General features: G+C 69.6%; 16 protein-coding genes. 9 read left to right on the forward strand and 7 right to left on the reverse strand.

What is annotated here, in order from left to right; translation table 11 throughout:
* Window positions 1-24: 24 nt before the first annotated feature.
* The gene (locus ACFFBG_RS09035) at window positions 25-5481 is read right to left on the reverse strand and encodes an RHS repeat-associated core domain-containing protein (protein WP_375477813.1); all 5457 of its coding nucleotides are present in this window, start codon (window positions 5479-5481) and stop codon (window positions 25-27) included.
* A 400-nt stretch (window positions 5482-5881) separates the two neighbouring features.
* Here ACFFBG_RS09035 and ACFFBG_RS09040 point away from each other — a divergent pair, with 400 nt between their 5' ends.
* On the forward strand, window positions 5882-6169 hold the full coding sequence (locus ACFFBG_RS09040; protein WP_375477815.1) for a hypothetical protein: 288 nt from the start codon (window positions 5882-5884) through the stop codon (window positions 6167-6169).
* Here the strand turns inward: ACFFBG_RS09040 and ACFFBG_RS09045 are convergent.
* Window positions 6166-6813 carry a TetR/AcrR family transcriptional regulator gene (locus tag ACFFBG_RS09045; protein ID WP_375477816.1) on the reverse strand — a complete coding sequence of 216 codons (648 nt, stop codon included), beginning with the start codon at window positions 6811-6813 and terminating at the stop codon, window positions 6166-6168. The two genes, ACFFBG_RS09040 and ACFFBG_RS09045, sit on opposite strands and share 4 nt — an antisense overlap.
* Window positions 6814-6891: 78 nt before the next feature.
* On the opposite strand from ACFFBG_RS09045, the gene ACFFBG_RS09050 reads away from it, so the two are divergent.
* The 3 genes from ACFFBG_RS09050 (at window position 6892) to ACFFBG_RS09060 (ending at window position 9654) form a co-directional block, all read left to right on the forward strand.
* Entirely contained in the window at window positions 6892-8520 is a 1629-nt protein-coding gene (locus ACFFBG_RS09050) for a flavin-containing monooxygenase (protein ID WP_375477818.1), read from the forward strand.
* Window positions 8517-9413 (forward strand): SDR family NAD(P)-dependent oxidoreductase, encoded by an 897-nt coding sequence (locus ACFFBG_RS09055; protein ID WP_375477820.1) that lies wholly within the window; start codon window positions 8517-8519, stop codon window positions 9411-9413. Before ACFFBG_RS09050 ends, ACFFBG_RS09055 begins: the two co-directional genes overlap by 4 nt.
* Window positions 9414-9492: 79 nt before the next feature.
* The gene (locus ACFFBG_RS09060) at window positions 9493-9654 is read left to right on the forward strand and encodes a hypothetical protein (RefSeq protein WP_375477822.1); all 162 of its coding nucleotides are present in this window, start codon (window positions 9493-9495) and stop codon (window positions 9652-9654) included.
* 43 nt (window positions 9655-9697) lie between these two features.
* Here the strand turns inward: ACFFBG_RS09060 and ACFFBG_RS09065 are convergent, their stop codons facing one another.
* The 3 genes from ACFFBG_RS09065 to ACFFBG_RS09075 form a co-directional block, all read right to left on the reverse strand.
* A complete protein-coding gene (locus ACFFBG_RS09065; protein ID WP_375477824.1) occupies window positions 9698-10549 on the reverse strand; it encodes a MaoC/PaaZ C-terminal domain-containing protein in 852 nt (283 codons plus the stop codon).
* Between the two features lie 7 nt (window positions 10550-10556).
* Window positions 10557-11897, reverse strand: a complete 1341-nt coding sequence (locus ACFFBG_RS09070) for a 3-oxoacyl-ACP reductase (RefSeq protein WP_375477826.1) — start codon at window positions 11895-11897, stop codon at window positions 10557-10559.
* 121 nt (window positions 11898-12018) lie between these two features.
* Window positions 12019-13320, reverse strand: coding sequence for an acetyl-CoA C-acetyltransferase (locus ACFFBG_RS09075; protein WP_375477828.1), 1302 nt, complete (start codon window positions 13318-13320; stop codon window positions 12019-12021).
* 22 nt (window positions 13321-13342) lie between these two features.
* On the opposite strand from ACFFBG_RS09075, the gene ACFFBG_RS09080 reads away from it, so the two are divergent.
* On the forward strand, window positions 13343-14161 hold the full coding sequence (locus ACFFBG_RS09080) for a TetR family transcriptional regulator (RefSeq protein ID WP_375477830.1): 819 nt from the start codon (window positions 13343-13345) through the stop codon (window positions 14159-14161).
* Window positions 14158-16155 (forward strand): acyl-CoA dehydrogenase, encoded by a 1998-nt coding sequence (locus ACFFBG_RS09085; RefSeq protein WP_375477832.1) that lies wholly within the window; start codon window positions 14158-14160, stop codon window positions 16153-16155. The genes ACFFBG_RS09080 and ACFFBG_RS09085 overlap by 4 nt, the downstream gene beginning before the upstream one ends.
* A gap of 16 nt (window positions 16156-16171) precedes the next feature.
* Here the strand turns inward: ACFFBG_RS09085 and ACFFBG_RS09090 are convergent, their stop codons facing one another.
* Complete coding sequence (locus tag ACFFBG_RS09090) at window positions 16172-16900, reverse strand: class I SAM-dependent methyltransferase (RefSeq protein ID WP_375477834.1); 729 nt, start codon at window positions 16898-16900, stop codon at window positions 16172-16174.
* 147 nt (window positions 16901-17047) lie between these two features.
* On the opposite strand from ACFFBG_RS09090, the gene ACFFBG_RS09095 reads away from it, so the two are divergent.
* From ACFFBG_RS09095 to ACFFBG_RS09105, 3 genes are all read left to right on the forward strand, one after another.
* Entirely contained in the window at window positions 17048-17656 is a 609-nt protein-coding gene (locus tag ACFFBG_RS09095) for a PadR family transcriptional regulator (protein WP_375477836.1), read from the forward strand.
* 68 nt (window positions 17657-17724) lie between these two features.
* Window positions 17725-18822 (forward strand): inositol-3-phosphate synthase, encoded by a 1098-nt coding sequence (locus tag ACFFBG_RS09100; protein ID WP_375477838.1) that lies wholly within the window; start codon window positions 17725-17727, stop codon window positions 18820-18822.
* A gap of 145 nt (window positions 18823-18967) precedes the next feature.
* Window positions 18968-19579 carry a hypothetical protein gene (locus ACFFBG_RS09105; protein WP_375477840.1) on the forward strand — a complete coding sequence of 204 codons (612 nt, stop codon included), beginning with the start codon at window positions 18968-18970 and terminating at the stop codon, window positions 19577-19579.
* 27 nt (window positions 19580-19606) lie between these two features.
* Here the strand turns inward: ACFFBG_RS09105 and ACFFBG_RS09110 are convergent, their stop codons facing one another.
* On the reverse strand, window positions 19607-20185 hold the full coding sequence (locus ACFFBG_RS09110; RefSeq protein WP_375477842.1) for a YqgE/AlgH family protein: 579 nt from the start codon (window positions 20183-20185) through the stop codon (window positions 19607-19609).
* Between the last annotated feature and the right edge of the window lie 106 nt (window positions 20186-20291).

Consider the following 20291-nt stretch of genomic DNA (forward strand, 5'->3'; position numbering starts at 1 on the left):
ATTACCTTTCTAAGCTGGTAGACGCTAACAAGCATACTTATGTTTTCGCGTATTATGAGTGCATACCAACTTATTTTGTAAATAAAGGTCCCAAATATAGTCCATCAAATGCTGCCTCGACCAGTGACGATGACGCGCATGGGCCCCAGCGACCGCGCCTGTGTGATCATTGTCCAAGTCGCGCTCGGTGTCGTTCCTGTTCTTTGCGTCCCATGCTCCGTCAGTGTCTAACTCGTGATCTAAGCCCAAATCCATCGCATCATCGTAGTTATCGTAATACGATACCAGAGCCATCCAAACAGTGTGCTGGAATGCATCCGCAGTGTCCGCGTCGTAACCGCTCCGTCGCAGGTAACGTGAATAAGATTCGGCCGACTGCTTGGCGTCCCAGGCCATGTGGCAATCAGGAGCGTTGCTTATACACCACCCGACTTGCCATGAACCGAGATTATTTCCGAAGTAAGTTCGACCGGTTGTGTCACGCCCATTGATCGGGTCGCCCGGATATACATACGCATTGGCGTTTCCGCCCCTCACCGGGTCGGGAGAGAGGAACCTTCCGATAGTCGAATTATATAGTCGGACCCCCATCAAGATGACGCCCCCGAGATCGTTGATGCTGCGCTCATCTCCGCCGAGCCATCCATAGTTGCTATAGGCGCCGGCTGGGTTGCGCGGGGTCCCATATTCAGTCGTTTCGCTATAGCTGGCAGTTCCGGTCGCAGTGGTGGAGTCGGCGGCGGTGGCGATGGTGTCGCCGTGCAGGTTGGCAAGCTGGAGGGTGACCGTGCCGCCTTGATCGACGGTGGCGGCGAGGTTGCCACCGATGTCACTGAGATCGCGAGTCCAGGTGGTCCCGCTGGTGGTTGACCAGGCGGGCGAGTCGCCATCGTCCGTGTAGTGGCTCGTGGTTGTGGTGCCGCCGCTTGTCATAGTCGCGAGTCGGTTCTGGTCTGGATCGAGTCCGAAGGTCAGCGACGCTGTGCTCTGCGATTGGCTGGCGACCATGTCGTTGGCGTAGTAGCCGACGGTGAGACTCCCAGTGAACCCATTGTGGGAGCCGACGCCCACAGCGTCGGCGCCGGGGACGGTGAGGGTACGGCCGAGGTCGTCGTAGCTGTATCCGGTGTTGGTGTCGCGGTCGCCTTGGTCGTAACTGGTGCTCGTCGTGGTCGGGGTGGTGCTAGTGGAGCAGGCGCCGCCGGTGCCGGAGGGGTAGGAGTTGAGGCTGGTTCGGTTGGAGTCCTTATCGAACCCGTAGTTCCGCGTCACGCAGGCGGATGAGTAGGTGTCTTGGACGGTGCTGAGCCGATCATCCCCGTCGTACGTGTACGTCTGGCTCGATTGCGGGCTCGTCTGCCCACGGACTTGGCCGAGGGCGTTGTAGGTGTCGGCGAAGCTCATCCAGGTCGAACCGGACTTGACATATGCCAGGGCGGTAGGTTGGCCTACGTTGTCGACGTGTCTGGTCGCGACCAGGCCGTTGGGGTAGGTCTCGGCCGCGAGGTTGCCGGCGGCGTCGTAGCTGGCGGAGAACGTGGAGGGCGCGGGGCTGACGCCGACGTCCTCGGTGGTGGCCATGCCGCGGTGTTCGCTGCTGGTGTCGTAGCTGTAGGTCGTCGTGCCTTTGCCGTCATTGAGCGAGGTGAGCCGTCCGTCGAGGTCATAGGTCATCGCGGAGGTGTTGCTGCCGGCATCGGTGTAGCTGGTGGGTTCGCCGATACTGTTGTAACCAGTCGTAAGCGTGACCAGGCTGCCGCCGCTGCCGGTGCTCACGGTCGTCGGCAGACCGGTCGTGGAGCTGTATCCGTCGGTGACGGTCGGGACCGCGGTGCCACCGGCGCTGGACGGCGTGACCGTGAGGGCCTGTGTCAGGAGCCGGCCGGCGGAGTCGTGACTGACGGTGGCGGTGCGGACGGTGCCGGAGGAGCCGAAGGTTTCCGTCTGGGTGAGCTGTTCGTCGTACTGGTTGTAGGTGTAGGTCTTCACCGCGAGCGGCTTGCCGCTGCTCGGCTGCGCGGCCGGCCCCACGGAGCAGGTCAGTCCGGCCCACTTGATCGAGATGCAGGCGCCGCTTCCGGTGGCGGTGAAATAGCTGGTCATCGTCGACTGCGCGGTCCCCCCAGACGGCCCCGCCGGCAAGCGGGTCTCGATCACACGGCCGGACGAGTCGTAGCGGGTGGTCGTCACCAGGTCGGCGGAGGAGGGCGACGATCCCATCTGGACGGTGCTGGTCGTGGGCTTGTAGAGCGTCCAGCCGCTCGTGTCGCCGGAGTTGACGATGTCGTAGCCGGTGTGGGTGATGCTCGCGTCCGGGAACGACGTGTCGGCGTCAGTCGCGGCGTTGTAGGCGTCGGTGGTCGTGGTGGTGGGCAGGTCGTAGGCGGTGCCGGTGTTCGGGTCGACGTCGCTGTTCGGCGCGCCCTCGTCATAGGTCGTCGACACGTGAGTCTGAGCGTCGATCACGCTGCCACTTATCAACGTGACCGGGTGTGTGGGGCCGAAGGTGTCGCTCACCTGGGACGGGTCGAGCGGGTTGTAGACCGACGTGAAGGCGAGCGCGGCAGCCCGGTCGACATTGCTCGACAGGCCCGCGACGTAGGGGTCGGTGTCGTCGGTCGGCGCGAGGGCTTGGGCGCGGTTGCCGGCGGTGAGGTCCCAGACGTCGTTGCCATTGCCGTCGTACTGGCTCGTGTCGATCTGCCACGCCCCAGCGCCGTAGCCGGCGGAGTTGACGGTGAGGCCGTTGACGTCGAGGTAGTCGATCCCGGCCCAGGGCCAGTCGCTAGAGGTGACGGTGGAGGCGGTGGTGCCGGCCGGCTGATGGGTCGGCGGGAACACGGCGGTGCCGGTCACGGGTAGGTCGCCGGTCTCATCCCACGTGCCGGTCGTCGAGGCTGTCATTGATATCGGCGCGGTGGAACCGCTGGTGGGGATGTCATAGACGACCGTCGTGACGGCGGTCGGACCGGACGGGTCCGGCCGCGAGACCGTCGACAACCGGCCGCCACTGTCGTAGCCGAAGGTGAACGCGGCCTCCCCGGGCGGGGTCAGGCTGGCGAGCCGGCCGGCAGTGTTGTAGGTGTAAGCAGTCTTCAGGTACGGCGAGATCCGCGGGTCGTAGGCGTCCGCCAGCTGCCCGGAGGAGTTGTAGTCATACTTCGCGACCGCCACCTTATTGGCGGTGCCGGAGGTCTGCGGCAGCGAGGTGTCGACTTCCTGCAGCCGGGTCACATTGACACCCGACACGGTGATCGTCTCGTAGGCGAGCAGCAGGCTGCGGCAGCCCAGCGTGGTGTCCGGGGTGCTGCAGCTAACGCCGGACGGCACGGGCGCGAGGATCCGGGTGACCAGGTTGGTCGCGTTGTAGGTGTAGGCGCTGGTCGAGTTCGAGCCCGGCTCGACCACCGTGCTCATCTGCCACACCGACCCGGACTTGATCCACGTGGTGACGGTCCCGTCCGGGTCGGCCATCGTGATCGTGCTCGAGTTGACCTTGGTGACGGTCTCGCCGTCGCCGGCCGCGTCCGCGACACCGGTGAAGCTGATCGGATACGTCCCCACCGGCGTGGTGGCCTGATACTGGGAGGTGCCGCCGTCCGCGTCGGTGAAGATCAGGTACCCGGAGCTGGCCTTATCGGTGACCCGCAGGTCCCCGTCGCCCGCGTCGGGCCCGGACAGCTCGGCGGTCCAGCTTGGCCCGAACACCCCGGAGGCGTCGGTCCGCTGCGCGCCCGGCGCCACGCCCGCGTCCGCCGGCGCGAGAGTGGTCAGCGACCGGCCGACGGAAAGGTCGTCGAGGGACGTGCCGGCGTCGGAGTCGGTCGCGTCGATCTCGTAGTCCCCGGTCAGTTCGGCCAGGGTGCCCGGTCCGACGTTCTGGGTGGCGTAGCCGTCGCCGAACGCGGACTGCGCGAACTGAACGTCCGAGGGCATCCCGCAGACTGGGTTCGGGTCGCTGCTGGTGGCGCCGTAGCAGGCTTCGACCTGCACGAACGTGTCTGGCGCGGTCGTGACGCCGAGCGCGGCTTTGAGGGTGTCGCGGATGTTCCAGGTGTAGGCGGTGAACGCTCCGCCACTCGACTGGACCGGCCAGGATGAGGGTGAGTTGCCGTTGCCGTCTTTGGCGTTCGCGACGGGGACGTTGGCGAAGTTCGCGACAGTGCCGATCCGGTACTCATACGTCACCCACGACCCGCCGCCGGCGGGGTTGGCCTGCAGGGTGATCGACTGCTGGGTCTGATCCTGATTGTTCGGCACGGCGGAGGCGACGCTGGTGTACCACCCCTCCAGATCGATCGCGTACCCCACGCTGTCCGACGACACGTTGTGGATCTTGATCGTGCCCGCTGCGGACAACCCGACGGTGTACAGGTTGCTCATCGTCGACGACGGCGAATACGTCAACGACGCCGGGGTCGGCTCGGTCTGGTCCGCGCGCCAGATCACGTCATAACCGGACGCGGTCCCGGTGTGCCGGATGTGCACGTTGACCGCCGCCGCGGCGATACCGGCCCCCGCGACCGGCACGCCGTTCACCCCGGTGACCTGCACGGTCAGTGTGCCGTTCGCCGGGATCGTGGTCGCCGGGGGGACGTTGGAGTCGATCAGCCTGGTGGCGGCCGGGGTGAACGAACCGGTCCCAGTGGTATTGGCCGTGAAGTACCCGACTACATCGACGCTCAGATTGATCGACGACGAGCCGCCGACATGGATCGTGAACTGCCCGCCCGAACTGAGCGGGCTGTTCGCGCCGATCGCCGTGGTCACCGACGGCATGTAGTTCAACGTCGTGTCCGGCACCGTGCCGCCGGTGTCGTAGGCGACCAGGTAGCCGCTGCTCGACGCGGACGAGGCTTGGAAGTTCACGAACACCGCCGACGCGTCTGCCGGGATCCCGCCGACCCCGCCGGCGGACACCACGGTGTTCGAGCCGGCCGCGAGCTTCCCGACGCCGGACAGGCCGGTGCCGGTGGTGGTGTCGACCAGCCGCTTCGGGGTGATCGGCACATACCCGCCGGCATCCGGATCCCCGGCCGTGTAGTAGCCCTGCACATCAACCCGGATGTTGATCGAGGTCTGCGTCTCCAACTGGATCGACCCGGTGCTCGACACCGCGACGATCGCGGTGTTCGACACCGACCCGGTGTCGCCGAACCCGTACACAAGGGCGGTCACCGAGGCGATCGTGCTGCCCCGGCGCACCGAGATCACCCCCGCCGCGCCCGAGGAGTTCAACGCGGTGATCGTCAACTGCACCGCCGAGATCCCACTCGACGGCAAACCCGCCTGCCCGTCCACCCCGATCGTCTCCCACGTGTTCGCCGGCAACGGAGAAGAGAACCCGCCCAGTCCCGTCGTCGTGTCCACCAGCGGAGCCTGCAACGCCACAAAATCCCCGCCGTCCCCCGTCGCCGCCGCCGCCAACGCCCGCGAGCTGTGCGCCGCGGTGTGCAGCAACACCGCCTGCGCCAAAGCCACCACCGACACGATCGCCGCGAGCACCGCGATCAGCGACCGGCCCCGGCGATGCGCACCACGGCGCACCCGACGACGAAGATTGGCGGCCGCTTTCGGGCGTGCGGCATGACGGACTGAAGCCATGACGAGATGGCCTTTCCATGAGCTGGGACCCCACCGGACACCCGGACACGATCACGGCGGTCCCCGGCAGGAACCACCCCCGACCGCCAGCTGGGCGGAGGGTCGATCGGTCAACGAGCGAGCGAATCTTAGGCACAGCCTAAGAAAGCAAACAAATCCGTTAGATCGGTATTCTCAGCTAGAAGGCCTGAAGGCGTCCAGGTCACCACGAGCGAGACCAAGGTGGCGTGGAATGTGTTGTGCGCCGACATCGTCGCTCGCGGCCCGGGCGGGCATCATGCTGCGCACCAGCGACGCGTACCGGCTCGTGGAGGCGATCGCGGCCAGCCTGGGCGGCGCGGCAACACTGGCGGAACCATTCGACGACTGGGGAGCCGCTTGCGTGAAGCCCGATTTGAGAAATGGAGTGCACGCGTCGGGCGGCCCGGACCACGGGCGGCAGGTACCCCCGGGGTCGTCGGGTGCCGTCCTTGAATGGTCGCAGTTCGACTCGGGCGGCGCGCCACGCCTTGGCGGCGGCGAGCGCGTGCCGAGTCTCGGGCTCGCAGACTCCACCAACGGCTAGCGGGCGCCGATCGCCGCGTCGGCGGTCAAGATCTCGACCAGCGACCGGACGTCCTCGGTGGCGGCCGACAGCGCGATCGCAGGCAGCGATTTGGTCAGCAGCTCGAGCAGCTCGTCCCGGGCGAAGTCGCGGGTGTCGAGCCAGCGCACCACGCACTCCTCCACGAACGCCACCCAGCCGTGGACGGCCAGCTCGGCGCGGGCGCTGAGGACGGCCCCGGACTGCCCGATCACCGCGATGACGCGTTGGGCCATCGTCGCCCGGGTCTCGTCGAAGACGGCGCGCATCTGCTCGTCCCCGCTGGCCGCGCCGCGCACGAGGGTCTTGTAGTTGTCGGGGTTCTCCTCGACGTAGTCGATGAACGCGTGCAGCGCCGAGCGCAGCGCCTCGACCGGCGGCAGCTCGGGATCGGGTTCGGTGCGTCGGATCATCTCCTGCGCGGCCGCTCGGGCCACCTCGCGATGGAAGTCCTGCTTGGACGCGAAATAGTGGAACAGCAAGCCACGCGAGATGCCGGCGGTCTGGGCGATCAGCTCGACCGACAGCTCGTCGAGCCGGCGGGTGGCGAGCATGTCGACGCCGAGCTCGATCAGCTGCGCGCGGCGGGCGTCAGGGCTCAGCCGGGTGCGCTTCGCCGTGGTCACCTGGCTAGCCTAACCGGTTATTGAACGTGAGCCAACTAGCTATTGACTCCCGTTCAGTTCGTGCATACGCTCGACATCATGACTCAGGCACCCGCGCGCACCCCGGCCGCCGAGACCCCCAGCGAGACCCCCAGCGAGACACCCGCGGCCGAGCCCGCCGCCGACGCCGGCGGCGCCGGTGGCAGCCGTCGGCACGTCGGCGTGCTGATCATCGGCGCCGGCTTCGCCGGACTCGGGGCCGCGATCCGGCTGGCCAAGGACGGTCGCGAGGACTTCGTCGTCATCGAGCGCGGCAGCGAGGTCGGGGGCACCTGGCGCGACAACACCTACCCAGGCGCGGCGTGCGACGTGCCGTCGCACCTCTACAGCTTCTCCTTCGAGCTGAACCCCAACTGGTCGCGCTCGTTCTCCCCACAGCCGGAGATCCAGGACTACCTGCGCTCGGTGGCGGCCAAATACCACCTGGGCGACAAGCAGCTCTACGACACCGAGGTCACCCTCGCGCAATGGGACGACGCCGCGCAGCAGTGGCGCGTCGACACGACCGGGGGCGACTTCACTGCCGACGTCGTCGTCAGCGCCGTCGGCGCACTGTGCGAGCCGAAGCTGCCGGACATCAAGGGCATCGAGAACTTCCGCGGCGAGATCTTCCACTCGGCGCGTTGGAACCACAGCGCAGATCTCAAGGGGAAGCGGGTGGCGTTGATCGGCACCGGCGCCTCGGCCATCCAGATCGGCCCGTCGATCGTGGACGACGTCGCGCACCTCGACGTCTATCAGCGCACCGCGCCGTGGGTCATGCCGCGCCACGACCGCGACTACCCGAAGGCGGAGAAGCTCGCCTACCGCCACGTGCCGCTGCTGCAGCGCGCCGCCCGCGAGGCGATCTACTGGGGCCGTGAGCTGTACATGGTCGGCTTCGGCTTCCAGCCCAAGATCCTGCAACCTGCGCAGTGGCTGGCCCAGCGCAACATCGCGAAGGCGATCGACGACCCGACGCTGCGCGAGCGGGTGACGCCCAACTGGCGCATCGGCTGCAAGCGCATCCTGATCTCGAACACCTGGTACCCGATGCTCGCCCGCGAGCACGTCGACCTCGTCACCGACGGCATCGCCGAAATCCGCGAGCATTCGATCGTCACCGCCGACGGCGCCGAACGGGAGGTCGACGCGATCGTGGTCGCCACCGGCTTCCACGTGACCGACTCGCCGACCTACGAGCGGATCCTCGGGCGCGCCGGCCGCTCGCTCGCCGACGTGTGGGACGAGCACGGCCAGCAGGCCTACAAGGGCGCGGCCGTGGCCGGCTTCCCGAATCTGCTCTTCGTCGTCGGTCCGAACACCGGCCTCGGGCACAGCTCGATGGTGTTCATGATCGAATCACATCTGAACTACCTGTCCAGCGCTCTCACGACGAAGGACGAGCAGTCGCTGGCGACGTTCGAAGTCAAACCAGACGTCCAGCAGCGCTGGAACGAGCGGTTGCAGAACCAGATGAAGCAGACGATTTGGACGACCGGCGGCTGCGCGAGTTGGTACCTGGACAAGCACGGCAACAACACCACCCTGTGGCCGAGCTTCACGTTCCGCTTTCGCCAGCTCACCCGCCGCTTCGACGTGGAGCATTACGTCACGACCCAAGAGACAGAAGCCGATCGCGCAAACGCGTCCGACCGGTCCGCAGACAGGGAAGGACACGCGGCATGACTGATCTGAAGGACAAGGTGGCCGTGGTGACCGGCGCAGGCTCCGGGATCGGGCGCGCGCTCGCCTGCGACCTCGCCCGGCGGGGCGCCAAGCTCGCCATCAGCGACGTCGACACCACCGGCCTCGCCGAGACCGCGCGGCAGGCCCGCGGCCTGGGCGCGCCGGTGCTCGAGACGAAACTGGACGTCACCGACCGGGAAGCCGTGCTCAACTACGCCGCGGACGTCGCCGCCGAGTACGGCGTCGTCAACGTCGTGTTCAACAACGCGGGCATCGCGTTCACCGGCGACATCGAGCACATGACGTTCGAGCAGATCGAGCGGGTCATGGACGTCGATTTCTGGGGCGTCGTCTACGGCACTAAGGCGTTCCTGCCGCACCTGATCGCTTCCGGCGACGGCCACGTCGTCAACATCTCCAGTCTGTTCGGGCTGCTCGCGATGCCCAGCCAGAGCGCGTACAACGCGGCCAAGTTCGCCGTCCGCGGATTCACCGAGGCGCTGCGCCAGGAGATGCTGATCGCCGGTCACCCCGTGCGGGTCACCTGCGTGCACCCCGGCGGCATCAAGACGGCGATCGCCCGCAACAGCGGCGCCGTCGAGGGCGAGGACCAGACGCAGATCGCCGAGTTCTTCGACCAGAAGTTGGCGAAGACCACGCCGGAGTCTGCGGCGCGCACTATTTTGCGCGCGGTCGTCGGCAACCGGCCGCGCGCCGTCGTCGGGTTGGACGCGAAGCTGCTCGACCTGCTCGTGCGCGCCATCGGGCCGGGCTATCAGCGCCTCGTCGCGGCCAGCGCGAAGCGGTTGAAGCCGCAGTCCGCTGTCCGCGCCCCCGGCGCCCCGGCCACGCCGCCGGTCGGCGTGGACGGGCGGACGCGCACCAGCGCCTGACCTGCCGCTTGGGTGGCGACGGGGCGGGGAACCGATCAGCGCCGGCGCCGGTTAACCGGCCAGGAGGTGCGCGATGAACGTGGTCAAGGTGCTGGCCGCCCTGGTGTTGCTGTGGATCGCAATCGGCGTCGTCGGCTTCATCATCAAGGGCCTGTTCTGGCTCTTCGTGCTGGCCTGCGTCGCGCTCGGCTTCACCCTCGCCGGCACCGCAGGCGGCCGCCGCATCCTGAACCGACGCTGACCCGCCCGCAGCCGCCGCCACGTCGCCTGGGCCGCCACCGCGGTCAGAAGGTGACGGCGCCGGTGAGGTGCGGCTTGCCCGAGCGCGACCGAACGTCGAGCGACCAGCCGTCAGCCTTCTGCTCGGCGCCGATCAGCACCGTCGCCGGCAGCAACACCGGCAGCTTGAATGCGACGTCGGCGGTGTAGGCGTCCGGCAACCTGCCCTGCAACGCGGCGAGCGTGCGCGCTTTCAGCCACATGCCGTGGGCGATCGCCGAGGGGAAGCCGAACAGCCGCGCCGAGAGCTTGTGCAGGTGGATTGGATTCCGGTCGCCGGACACGTCGCCGTAGCGGCGGCCGATGTCGCCGGGCGCCCGCACCTGCGCGACCGCGCCGGCGGGCGGCGCGGGGGTGGGGTTCTGCCGCTCCTTCTTCGCAGTTCCGGCCGGCGGCTTGCCGCGGCGCAGGTACGTGCTGACGGCGGACCACACCAGCTCGCCGTCCACCGTCGCCTCGGCGAGCAGGTCGAGCTGGCGGCCGGCGGCGTGCGGACGGAGATTCGCGGCGTGGACGCGGAAGGACATTCTCGCGGCCGAGCGCACCGGCCGCGTCACCGTGATCGAGTTCGCGACGTGCACCAGCCCGACCAACGGGAACGGGAACGCCTGCTCGGTCATCAGCGCCACCGACAGCGGGAAGGCCAACACGTGCAGGTAGGTCGGCGGCAGGACGTCGGACACTCCGAAGCCGCATACCCGCTGGTATGCCACTAAGTGAGCGGGGTCGATCGCTTGATCGGCGAGCGTGTAGCTGGAGTCCGGCAGCGTGTCGCCGCGGTGCAGCGGGGCGGTCGCCGCCGCCTTTGCGTACAGCGGCAGCAGCGCCGGCGCGCCGCTCAGCGCGTGGTCGGCCATGGCCGGCTCAGGCGCCGACGAGGTTCTGGCCGCACACCCGCAGCACCTGCCCGTTGACGCCGCCGGCGCCCGGCGAGGAGAGCCACGCGACGGCCTCGGCGACGTCGATCGGCAGGCCGGCCTGCTGCAGCGACGACAGCCGTCGGGCGACCTCGCGCGTTGCGAGCGGCATCTTCGCGGTCATCTCGGTCTCGATGAAACCGGGCGCGATCGCGTTGATCGTCGAGTCGCCGTGCGCGGCGAAGGCCGGCGCCGAAGAACGGACGAGGCCGATGACGCCGGCCTTGGTCGCGCCGTAGTTCGTCTGGCCGCGGTTGCCGGACAGCCCAGTCGTCGAGGACAGGCAGACGACCCGCGACTGCGCGCGCAGCTGGGCACTGTCGAGCAGCGCGGCGTTGATGCGCAGCTGCGACTCGAGGTTGACGGCGATGACCGAATCCCACTGCTGCGGCTTCATGTTCGCCATCAGCTTGTCGCGGGTGATGCCGGCGTTGTGGATCAGGATGTCCAGCCCGTCGGTGTGCGCGCCGAGGTGGTCGAGCAACCGCTGCGGCGCCTCCGGCGAGGCGACGTCGAGGTGCAGCGCCGTCCCGCGGAGCCGGTTCGCCACCCGGGCCAGCGCCTCGCCGGCCTGGGTCAGGTCGGCGACGATCACCTGGGCGCCGTCGCGGGCGAGCACGCCGGCGATCGCCTCGCCGATGCCACGGGCCGCGCCCGTGACGAGCGCGGTCTTGCCGGCGAGCGGGTGATCCCAGTCCTTCGGCGCCGACGCGGCGCCCGAACCGATCCGCAGCGGCTGGCCGTCGACGTAGGCCGCTTTGCCGGACAGGAAGAAGCGCAGCGCGGACGGCAGCGACGCGCTGGAATCCGCCCCTTCTTCCACCCAGAGCAGGTTCGCGGTCGCGCCGCGGCGCAGCTCCTTGGCCAGCGAGCGGACGATGCCGTCGAGCGCCTGCCGGGTGGCGTCGGCGCCGACGTCGGCGCCGTCGGCGGGCCGCCCGAGCACGATCACCCGGCCGGACGCGCCGAGCGCCTTGACGCCAGGCGAGAGCACCTCGCGCAGCGCGGCGAGATCACCCGGTTTGGCGAGGGACCGGGCGTCCAGCACGACCGCGGCCAGCGAGCCGCCCTCGGGCAATGTCTCGGTGACGTCGACGCCGGCCGTGGTGAGCGCGCGGCGCAGCGCGGCCGGGATCTTGCCCGACGTCGAAGCCAGCAGCGCGGGGCCGGTCAGCAGCGGCTCGCCGACGGCATAGCGGCGCAGCTTGGCCGGTCGCGGCAACCCCACGCGCTGGGCCACCGCCGAACCGACCGGCGAGTTGACGAGGGTCAGATAACGGTCGCTCATACGTCTAACGATCCTTCCAAGTCGACTTGTCCGCGCGTCGTCGGCCGCACGGCCGACCTAGCGAGGACAACTCTGGGTGATGCGATGAAGTTGAGGGGGCGGCGCGCAGCGAGCGCTGACGTCAGGCGGCTTCGAGAATGGCGACGACGCCCTGGCCACCGGCGGCGCAGATCGAGATCAGGCCGCGGCCCGAACCCTTCTGGCTCAGCATCTTCGCCAGCGAGGCGACGATGCGCCCGCCGGTCGCGGCGAACGGGTGGCCGGCGGCGAGCGACGAGCCGTTGACGTTCAGCTTCGCGCGGTCGACGGCGCCGAACGGCCCGTCCAGACCGAGCCGGGCGCGACAGAAATCCGCGTCCTCCCATGCCTTCATCGTCGCGAGCACCGTGCCGGCGAACGCCTCGTGGATCTCGATGAAATCGAAGTCGTCGAGGCTGAGCTTGTTGCGCGCGAGCAGCCGCGGCACCGCGTAGACGGGCGCCATCAGCAACCCATCCTCCTTGCGGTTGCCGTGCACGTAGTCGACCGCGCCGGTCTCGGCGTCGACGAAGTGCGCGAGCACCGGGAGCTTGTGCTCGCCCGCCCACTCGTCGCTGGCGAGCAGCACCGCGGACGCGCCGTCGGTGAGCGGCGTTGAGTTGCCGGCCGTCATGGTCGCTTGATCGCCGAAGAGCTTGCCGAAGGCGGGCGCCAGCTTGGCCAGCTTCTCGACGCTGGAGTCCGCGCGCAGGTTTTGGTCGCGGCTCAACCCGAGGAACGGCGTGAGCAGGTCGTCGAAGAAGCCGCGTTCGTAGGCCGCGGCGAGATTGTGGTGCGAGGCGGCGGCGAGCTCGTCCTGCTCTTCGCGGGTGACGCCCCACTCGAGGGTGGTGATCGCCTGGTGCTCGCCCATCGACATGCCGGTCCGCGGCTCGGAGTTCACCGGGATCGACGGCACCAGCTGCTGCGGGCGGATCCCGGCGAGGGCCTTGACCCGCGCGCCAACCGACTTGGCCCGGTTCGCCGCGAGCAGCACCTGGCGCAGGTCCTCGTTCACCGCGATCGGAGCGTCGGAGGTCGTGTCGACGCCGGCCGCTACCGCTGACTCGATTTGGCCGAGCTCGATCTTGTTGGCGGTGAGGATGACGGTTTCCAGGCCGGTGCCGCAGGCCTGCTGCACGTCGTACGCGGGCGTCGTGGCCGCGAGCCGGGAGCCGAGGACGGACTCGCGGGTGAGGTTGAAGTCGCGGCTGTGCTTGAGCACCGCGCCCGCGGCGACTTCGCCGACCCGTTCGTCCTGCAGCCCGAAGCGGGCGACCAGGCCGTCCAGCGTGGCCGTCAACATGTCCTGGTTGGACGCGTGCGCGTAGGCGCCGTTCGAGCGCGCGAAGGGAATGCGGTTTCCGCCGACGATGGCGGCGCGACGAGTGTTCACGTGAACCACAGTATCGGCTACTTTTGGTCCCGTGAAAGACGGTGTGGCTCGGCTTACGCCGGAAACCGACGGCGCCGCGGACAAGACGGCCGCCGAAACGGCCAACGATCCGATCCGCGCCGCGGGGCAGGCTGACGAGCCCGCGCGCGTCGACGGCCGGGCGGCGCGCTGGACCGAGCACCGTCGCACCCGCCGCGAGGAGCTCATCGACGCGGCGCTGACGGCGGTGACCCGGCACGGCAACGAGGTCGGCATGGATCAGATCGCGGCAGTCGCGAACACCAGCAAGCCGGTGATCTACCGATACTTCACCGACAAGGACGACCTCTACCGGGCGGTCGGCGCCCGGGTGGTCCGGCGGATCGTCGAGACCGTTCTCGGCGTCACGGACCACAGCGACCCGCAGGTGCTGCTGCGCACCAGCATCGACGCCTACCTGCAGCTGCTGGAGGACACCCCGCAGCTGTTTCGGTTCGTCACGCAGAACCGGGTGTTCAACGAGGCGCGGCTCGGGCGGCCCGCCACCGGGCATTCCGATCCAGCCGTCAGCCCGGCAATCGTCGACGTCCTCACCGCCGCACTCGGCGAGCAGCTGCGCTCGATCGGGATCGATCCCGTCGCGGCGCAGCCGTGGGGCGAGGCGGCGACCGGGTTCATCCGCTCGGCCAGTCTGTGGTGGCTCGATCACCCGGCCGCGATGACCCGCGAGCAGCTGACCGACTACCTCGCGGCCCTGCTCTGGGGCGGCGCCGCCGGGGTATATCAACGGGCGGGGCGCGACGTCGACGCCCGTCCCGCGCCGGGTGTCTTCCCGACGCGCGCCGCGAGCGAAGGAGCAGCCCGACGATGAGCAGCGCAGCAGCGGACAGCGCGGCACCGAGTGGGAGCGTCGAGACCGTGCCGGACGTCGGGATCCTGCGCGCGCTGCTCGACGGGCGCTGGGCGTCGATGCGCGAGCGCGCCCGCGATCTCGCGAAGGATCCGCGGTTCGCCGTGGAGATCGGCGAGGGCGTCGAGGCGCAGCGCGAGCACACCCTCGAGCGGCTGCTCGCGCTGGCCGAGGCCGGCCATTCGCGCCTCGGCTTCCCCAGCCGGTACGGCGGCGCCAACGACGTCGGCGGCTCGATCACCAGCTTCGAGATGCTCGCGATGGGCGATCTGTCGCTGCTGGTCAAGGCCGGCGTCCAGTGGGGGCTGTTCGGCGGCGCGATCCTGCACCTCGGGACCGAGCGGCACCACGAGAAGTACATCTCGAAGCTGATCAGCGGCGAGCTGCTCGGCTGCTTCGCGATGACCGAGACCGGCCACGGCTCAGACGTCGCGTCGCTGCGGACGACGGCCACCTACGACCCGGACGCCGACGAGTTCGTCATCCGCACGCCGAGCACCGCCGCGCGCAAGGAGTACATCGGCAACGCCGCGCGCGACGGCCACGTCGCGGTCGTCTTCGCCCAGCTCGTCACGAAGGGCGAGTCGCAGGGCGTGCACGCATTTGTCGTCCCGATCCGCACGTCCGACGGCTCGCCCGCGCCAGGCGTGCGGATCGAGGACTGCGGGCTGAAAGCCGGCCTGAACGGCGTGGACAACGGCCGGCTCTACTTCGACGATGTCCGCATCCCGCGCGACAACCTGCTCAACCGATACGGCGACGTCGCCGACGACGGCAGCTACCGGACGCCGATCGAGAACAAGACCAAGCGGTTCTTCACCATGCTCGGCACGCTGGTGCAGGGCCGGATCAGCGTGGCCGGCGGCGCGGGAGCCGCCACCAAGGTCGCCCTGGCGATCGCGATCCGGTATGGCGAGGAGCGGCGGCAGTTCGCCGGCCCGGACGGCGACGAGATCGCCGTGCTGGACTACCTCGCCCACCAGCGCAAGCTGCTGCCGGCACTCGCGAAGACCTACGCCCTGCACTTCGCGCAGCTCGCGCTGGTCGAGGGCCTGCACGACACGACGCCCGACCTCGACGCGCCACGCGACGCCGACCCGGCCGAACACCCCGGCCGACGCGAGCTGGAGGCGCGCGCAGCAGGGATCAAGGCCGCGGCCACCTGGCATGCCACGTCGGCGATCCAGGCGTGCCGCGAGGCCTGCGGCGGCGCCGGGTACCTCGCCGAGAACCGGCTGCCCGGGCTGAAGGCCGACACCGACGTCTTCACCACCTTCGAGGGCGACAACACGGTGCTGCTGCAGCTCGTCGCCAAGGAGCTGCTGACCGGCTACCGCGACCATTTCGGCGAGCTGGATCTGTTCGGCACGGCGCGCTTCGTCACCGACATGGCCTTCGAGACGGTCGTCGAGCGGATCGGCGGCCGGCGCATCCTGCAGCGGCTGATCGACGCCGCGCCGGGTCGCGGCAACGAGGAGGACCTGCGCGACCGCGCCTGGCACCTCGCGCTGTTCGACTATCGCGAGTCGCACCTGCTGGAGACGGTGGCCCGGCGGCTGCAGCGGGCGACGTCGGCGCAGGACCCGTTCGCGGTGTTCAACGCGGCGCAGGACCACATGCTGGCGGCGGCCCGCGCGCACGTCGACAGCGTGTTGCTGCAGGCGTTCGTCGAGGCGATCGAGCGTTGCGTCGACACCGCGGAGCGAGAGCTGCTCGAGCGGGTGTGCGACCTGTTCGTGCTGTCGACGATCGAGGCCGAGCGCGGCTGGTTCCAGGAGCACGGGCGGCTCACCGCCGCCCGCTCGAAGGCGGCGATCGCCGAGGTGAACGCGCTGTGCGGCTTGGTCCGCCCGCACGCCCGGACGTTGGTCGACGCGTTCGGCATCCCGGAGTCCGCGCTCGCGGCGCCGATCGCCCATGGCTCGGAAGAACGCGTCGAGGCGGCAGCGCGCTGACGCCGCCGCCTCGCGGTCAACGTGGGCGCCGGGCGAGGAATACCAGCTCCCGTCCCGGCCGGTCTGGGGCGTCGCGCACCTCGTTCAGCACGTACCCGTGCGCGGTCAGCGATGCCTCGACCTCGTCGCGGTCCCGAAAGCGCAGCGTCGAGTCCGAGGTCAGGGTCTGAGCGTCCGAGCCGAACACGAAGCTGTGCCGGAACGTGACGAGCGGCCCGTCGATGGCGAGCACGTCCGTCCAACTCTCGACCGATCCGACGCCGTCGATCTCGGTGACGCGCCGGGTGTCCGCGCGGCCCCAGCCTTCCCACGCGCGGTCGGCCGGATCGCGGGTCTCGAACACCAGCCGCCCGCCCGGCCGCAGCGCCGCGTGCACCCTGGCCAGGGTCACGTCCCACTCTGCCGGGTCGACAATCGCCTGGGCGACGTTGCCGGTCATCGTGGCGAGGTCGATCTCGAGCGGCGGAAGCGAGCTGGCGTCGCCATGGATCCAACGCACCCGATCCGCGCCCGGCTTGGCCCGCGCGACGGCGAGCGAGCCGGCGGCCGGGTCCACGGCGACGACCTCGGCCCCGCGCGCGGCGAGCCGCAGCGCGAACGTGCCGGTGCCGCAGCCGATGTCGAGGATTCGCCGGGCGCCGAATTCGGCCGCCAGATCGGCGTAGACCAGCAGGTCGCCGCGGTCGGCGTCGAGGGCGTCGTAGATCGACACCAGCCTTGGGTGCTCGAAGATCGGATCCGGCACCCGGCCGAGGTTAGAGCGCGCTGGTCCACCGGTGCGACACCGGCCGTTCGAGGGCCGGACGGTTTTTCGCCATCTGGCCGCCGCCTGAGTGTCGCGCTGATGTATCGTGTTGATACATCGCATCGATAGGGCGGCAGGAGGTCCGGAGTGCTCGAGATCGCCGTCCTCGGCCTGCTCAATGAGAGCCCGCTGCACGGCTATGAGCTGCGGAAGCGGCTCGCGAGCCTGCTCGGCGCGTTCCGGGCCTTCTCCTACGGCTCGCTGTATCCCACGTTGCGCCGGCTCTCCGAGGCCGGCTGGATCAGCGAGGCGGCGCCGCTCGCCGGCGACGCGCCAGCCCGCTCGCGGCGCGGCAAGCGGGTCTACCAGCTCACGGCCGACGGCAAGGAGCATCTCGCCGAGTTGCTGGCCGAGGTCGGCCCGGACGCCTTCGACGACGAGGGCTTCGGCGCCCGGCTGGCGTTCTTCGCCCAGACCCGCTCGGACATCCGGCTGCAGATCCTGGAGGGTCGACGGCGCCGGGTCGAGGAGCAGCGCGAAGGCATGCGACGCAGCGCGCTGGGCCGGACCGGCGAACGCGTCGATCGCTACACCCGCGAGCTGCACCAACACGGCCTGGAGTCCGTCGACCGAGAGGTCCGCTGGCTCACCGAGCTGATCGAGACCGAGCGCACCGAGACCGGCCGCACCGAGACGGGCCGGGCTGATACGGGCCGAGGCGCTCCCCCGCTCCCGGGCCGCGACGCTCCTGCTTGACCCGCAAGACCACCCCACCGGCAAGACCCACCCAGCAGTACCGCATCAACATCCAAGGAGGAGCCCTGATGGGTTCAACGGACACCGGCGCCATCAGGGTCGCCATCGTCGGCGTGGGCAACTGCGCCGCCTCGCTCGTGCAGGGCGTGCACTTCTACCGCGACGCCGACCCGAAGCAGAAGGTGCCGGGCCTGATGCACGTCGAGTTCGGCCCGTACCACGTGCGCGACATCCAGTTCGTCGCGGCGTTCGACGTCGACGCCAAGAAGGTCGGCCTCGACCTGTCGCAGGCGATCGCGGCGAGTGAGAACAACACGATCAAGATCTGCGACGTGCCTCAGCTCGACGTGCCCGTGCTGCGCGGCCACACCATGGACGGGCTCGGCAAGTACTACCGCGAGACGATCACCGAGTCCGACGAGTCGCCGGTCGACATCGTCCAGGTGCTCAAGGACCAGCGCGTCGACGTGCTGATCTCCTACCTGCCGGTCGGCAGCGAGGCGGCCGACAAGTTCTACGCCCAGTGCGCGATCGACGCGAAGGTCGCCTTCGTCAACGCGCTGCCGGTGTTCATCGCCTCCAACCCCGAATGGGCGAAGAAGTTCGAGGACGCAGGTGTCGCGATCGTCGGCGACGACATCAAGAGCCAGGTCGGCGCGACGATCACCCACCGGGTGCTCACCAAGCTGTTCGAAGACCGCGGCGTCGAGGTGCAGCGCACGTATCAGCTGAACGTCGGCGGCAACATGGACTTCAAAAACATGCTCGAGCGCGACCGCCTCGAATCGAAGAAGATCAGCAAGACCCAGTCGGTCACCTCCCAGGTGCCCGACCGCGACATGGGCGAGCGCAACGTGCACATCGGCCCGTCCGACTACGTCGCGTGGCTCGACGACCGCAAGTGGGCCTTCGTCCGGCTCGAGGGCAAGACGTTCGGCGACGTGCCGCTCAACCTCGAGTACAAGCTCGAGGTCTGGGACTCCCCGAACTCGGCCGGCATCATCATCGACGCCGTCCGCGCGGCGAAGATCGCCCAGGACCGCGGCATCGGCGGGCCGATCCTGTCGGCGTCGAGCTACTTCATGAAGTCGCCGCCAGTGCAGTACTCCGACGACGAGGCCCGCAAGGCCGTCCAGGACTTCATCGAAGGCACCGTCGAGCGCTAGCCGACAGGCGCGTTCTGCTTCGTCCGCCCCCACGGCGCTCCGGCGCTGCGGGGGCGGACGTCGTTTCTTGCGCAGTCCTCGTGGGACCAGTCCTCGTGGGACCAGTCCTCGTGGGACCAGTCCTCGTGCTGGCAAGATCCGCGACGTGCTCGACCTGTCGCCCGTGCCGGAGCTCTCGGTCGCCGTCCGCCGCCCGGCCGACTGGTCGGCCGCGACCGGGCCGGTGCTCGAGCTGAGCAACGGAACGCAGCCGCTCGGCGAGGCAGTCCTCGTCCGGTTGTCCGCGGTGAGCCGATTCCGCCGCTCGATCGGCGGCCCCGGCCTGTTCCCGTTCACGACCGTCATCCGCGACCCCGCGGGCGAAGCGTTGCTCAGCGCGGCGAAGAACCGCCAGTCGCTGATCCGCAAGGCGTTCGAGGTCGACGTGCGCGCCGCGAAGGACGAGCAGGTGGGGATCGCGTGCCGCGGCGCGACCCGGGCCGGCGTCACGGTGTTCACCGGGCCGGCCGGCCAGCGGTGGGCGGTAGCCGGGGTCAGCCGGTTCCGCGGCTGGACGGTCACCGGCGCAGATGACGGACCTGAGCTCGCCGAGGTCGAACTGGCCGATGTCGCCGGGCGCCGCAAGCGCCGGGCGGGCGCGCCGCTGCGCCGTTACCGGGTGCGATTCGCCGAGGCCGCGACCGGCCACCTGCGCGCGCTGATCGTCGCCGACCTCGTCTGCACCGACCTCGCGCTTTTCCCCCGCGGGACGTCGTGATCTCCGGTTCGAGCCACCCAGCCGCGGTCAGCTCAGGCTGACGTCCAGCGGATAGGTGGACAGCAGCCGCAGCGGCATCGGCTGCCGGGCGAGCACCCGGCGCCACAGCGGCTTGGGCTCCTCGCTGAACAGGTCCGCCGGGCTGCCACCGACCACCCACCACGCGCCCTCGGTCAGCTCGGCGTCCAGCTGGTCCGGCGCCCAGCCGGCGTGCCCGGCGAACACCCGCAACCGCCGGGCGATCGGCGCGATCACCGCGACGTCGCCGTCGAGATCGATCGTCGAGACGCCGTCGACGACCTCGCGGATGCCGGTGCTGCCCGGCGCCAACTCGCCGAGGCACAGCGCGCCGTCCGGCTGCACCGGGCCGCCGCCGAACACGACGGCCGGGCCGCTGACGGCGTCGTGCCAATTGGGCAGCACCTGGCCGACCGGCGTGTGGCTCGGCCGGTTCAACACCACGCCGACGGTGCCCCCGCCGTCGTGCTCGAGCAGATAGACGACGGTGCGCGCGAAGTGCGGGTCGCCGAGCAGCGGCGTCGCGACCAGCAGCCGGCCGGCGGCGGGCTCGAGCCCGCGCACCGAGGTCCAGTCCGCCGAGGCCACCAGGCCATCTTGCCCGGGTCCGGTCGCTGACGGCCACACCTGCGGCGGCTCGCACGCGCCAGCCGACCGCCGCGCCAGCCGACCGCCGCGCCAGCCGATCGCGTGG

The organism is uncultured Jatrophihabitans sp. (genome assembly GCF_964251945.1).
Lineage (GTDB): Bacteria > Actinomycetota > Actinomycetes > Mycobacteriales > Jatrophihabitantaceae > Jatrophihabitans.

Excerpts from the sequence above, each read along its gene's own strand:
- ACFFBG_RS09055 (WP_375477820.1), top strand. The coding sequence starts at position 8,517 with ATGACTGATCTGAAGGACAAGGTGGCCGTGGTGACCGGCGCAGGCTCC.
- ACFFBG_RS09040 (WP_375477815.1), top strand. The coding sequence starts at position 5,882 with ATGCTGCGCACCAGCGACGCGTACCGGCTCGTGGAGGCGATCGCGGCC.
- ACFFBG_RS09100 (WP_375477838.1), top strand. The coding sequence starts at position 17,725 with ATGGGTTCAACGGACACCGGCGCCATCAGGGTCGCCATCGTCGGCGTG.
- ACFFBG_RS09085 (WP_375477832.1), top strand. The coding sequence starts at position 14,158 with ATGAGCAGCGCAGCAGCGGACAGCGCGGCACCGAGTGGGAGCGTCGAG.
- ACFFBG_RS09070 (WP_375477826.1), bottom strand. The coding sequence starts at position 11,897 with ATGAGCGACCGTTATCTGACCCTCGTCAACTCGCCGGTCGGTTCGGCG.
- ACFFBG_RS09050 (WP_375477818.1), top strand. The coding sequence starts at position 6,892 with ATGACTCAGGCACCCGCGCGCACCCCGGCCGCCGAGACCCCCAGCGAG.
- ACFFBG_RS09065 (WP_375477824.1), bottom strand. The coding sequence starts at position 10,549 with ATGGCCGACCACGCGCTGAGCGGCGCGCCGGCGCTGCTGCCGCTGTAC.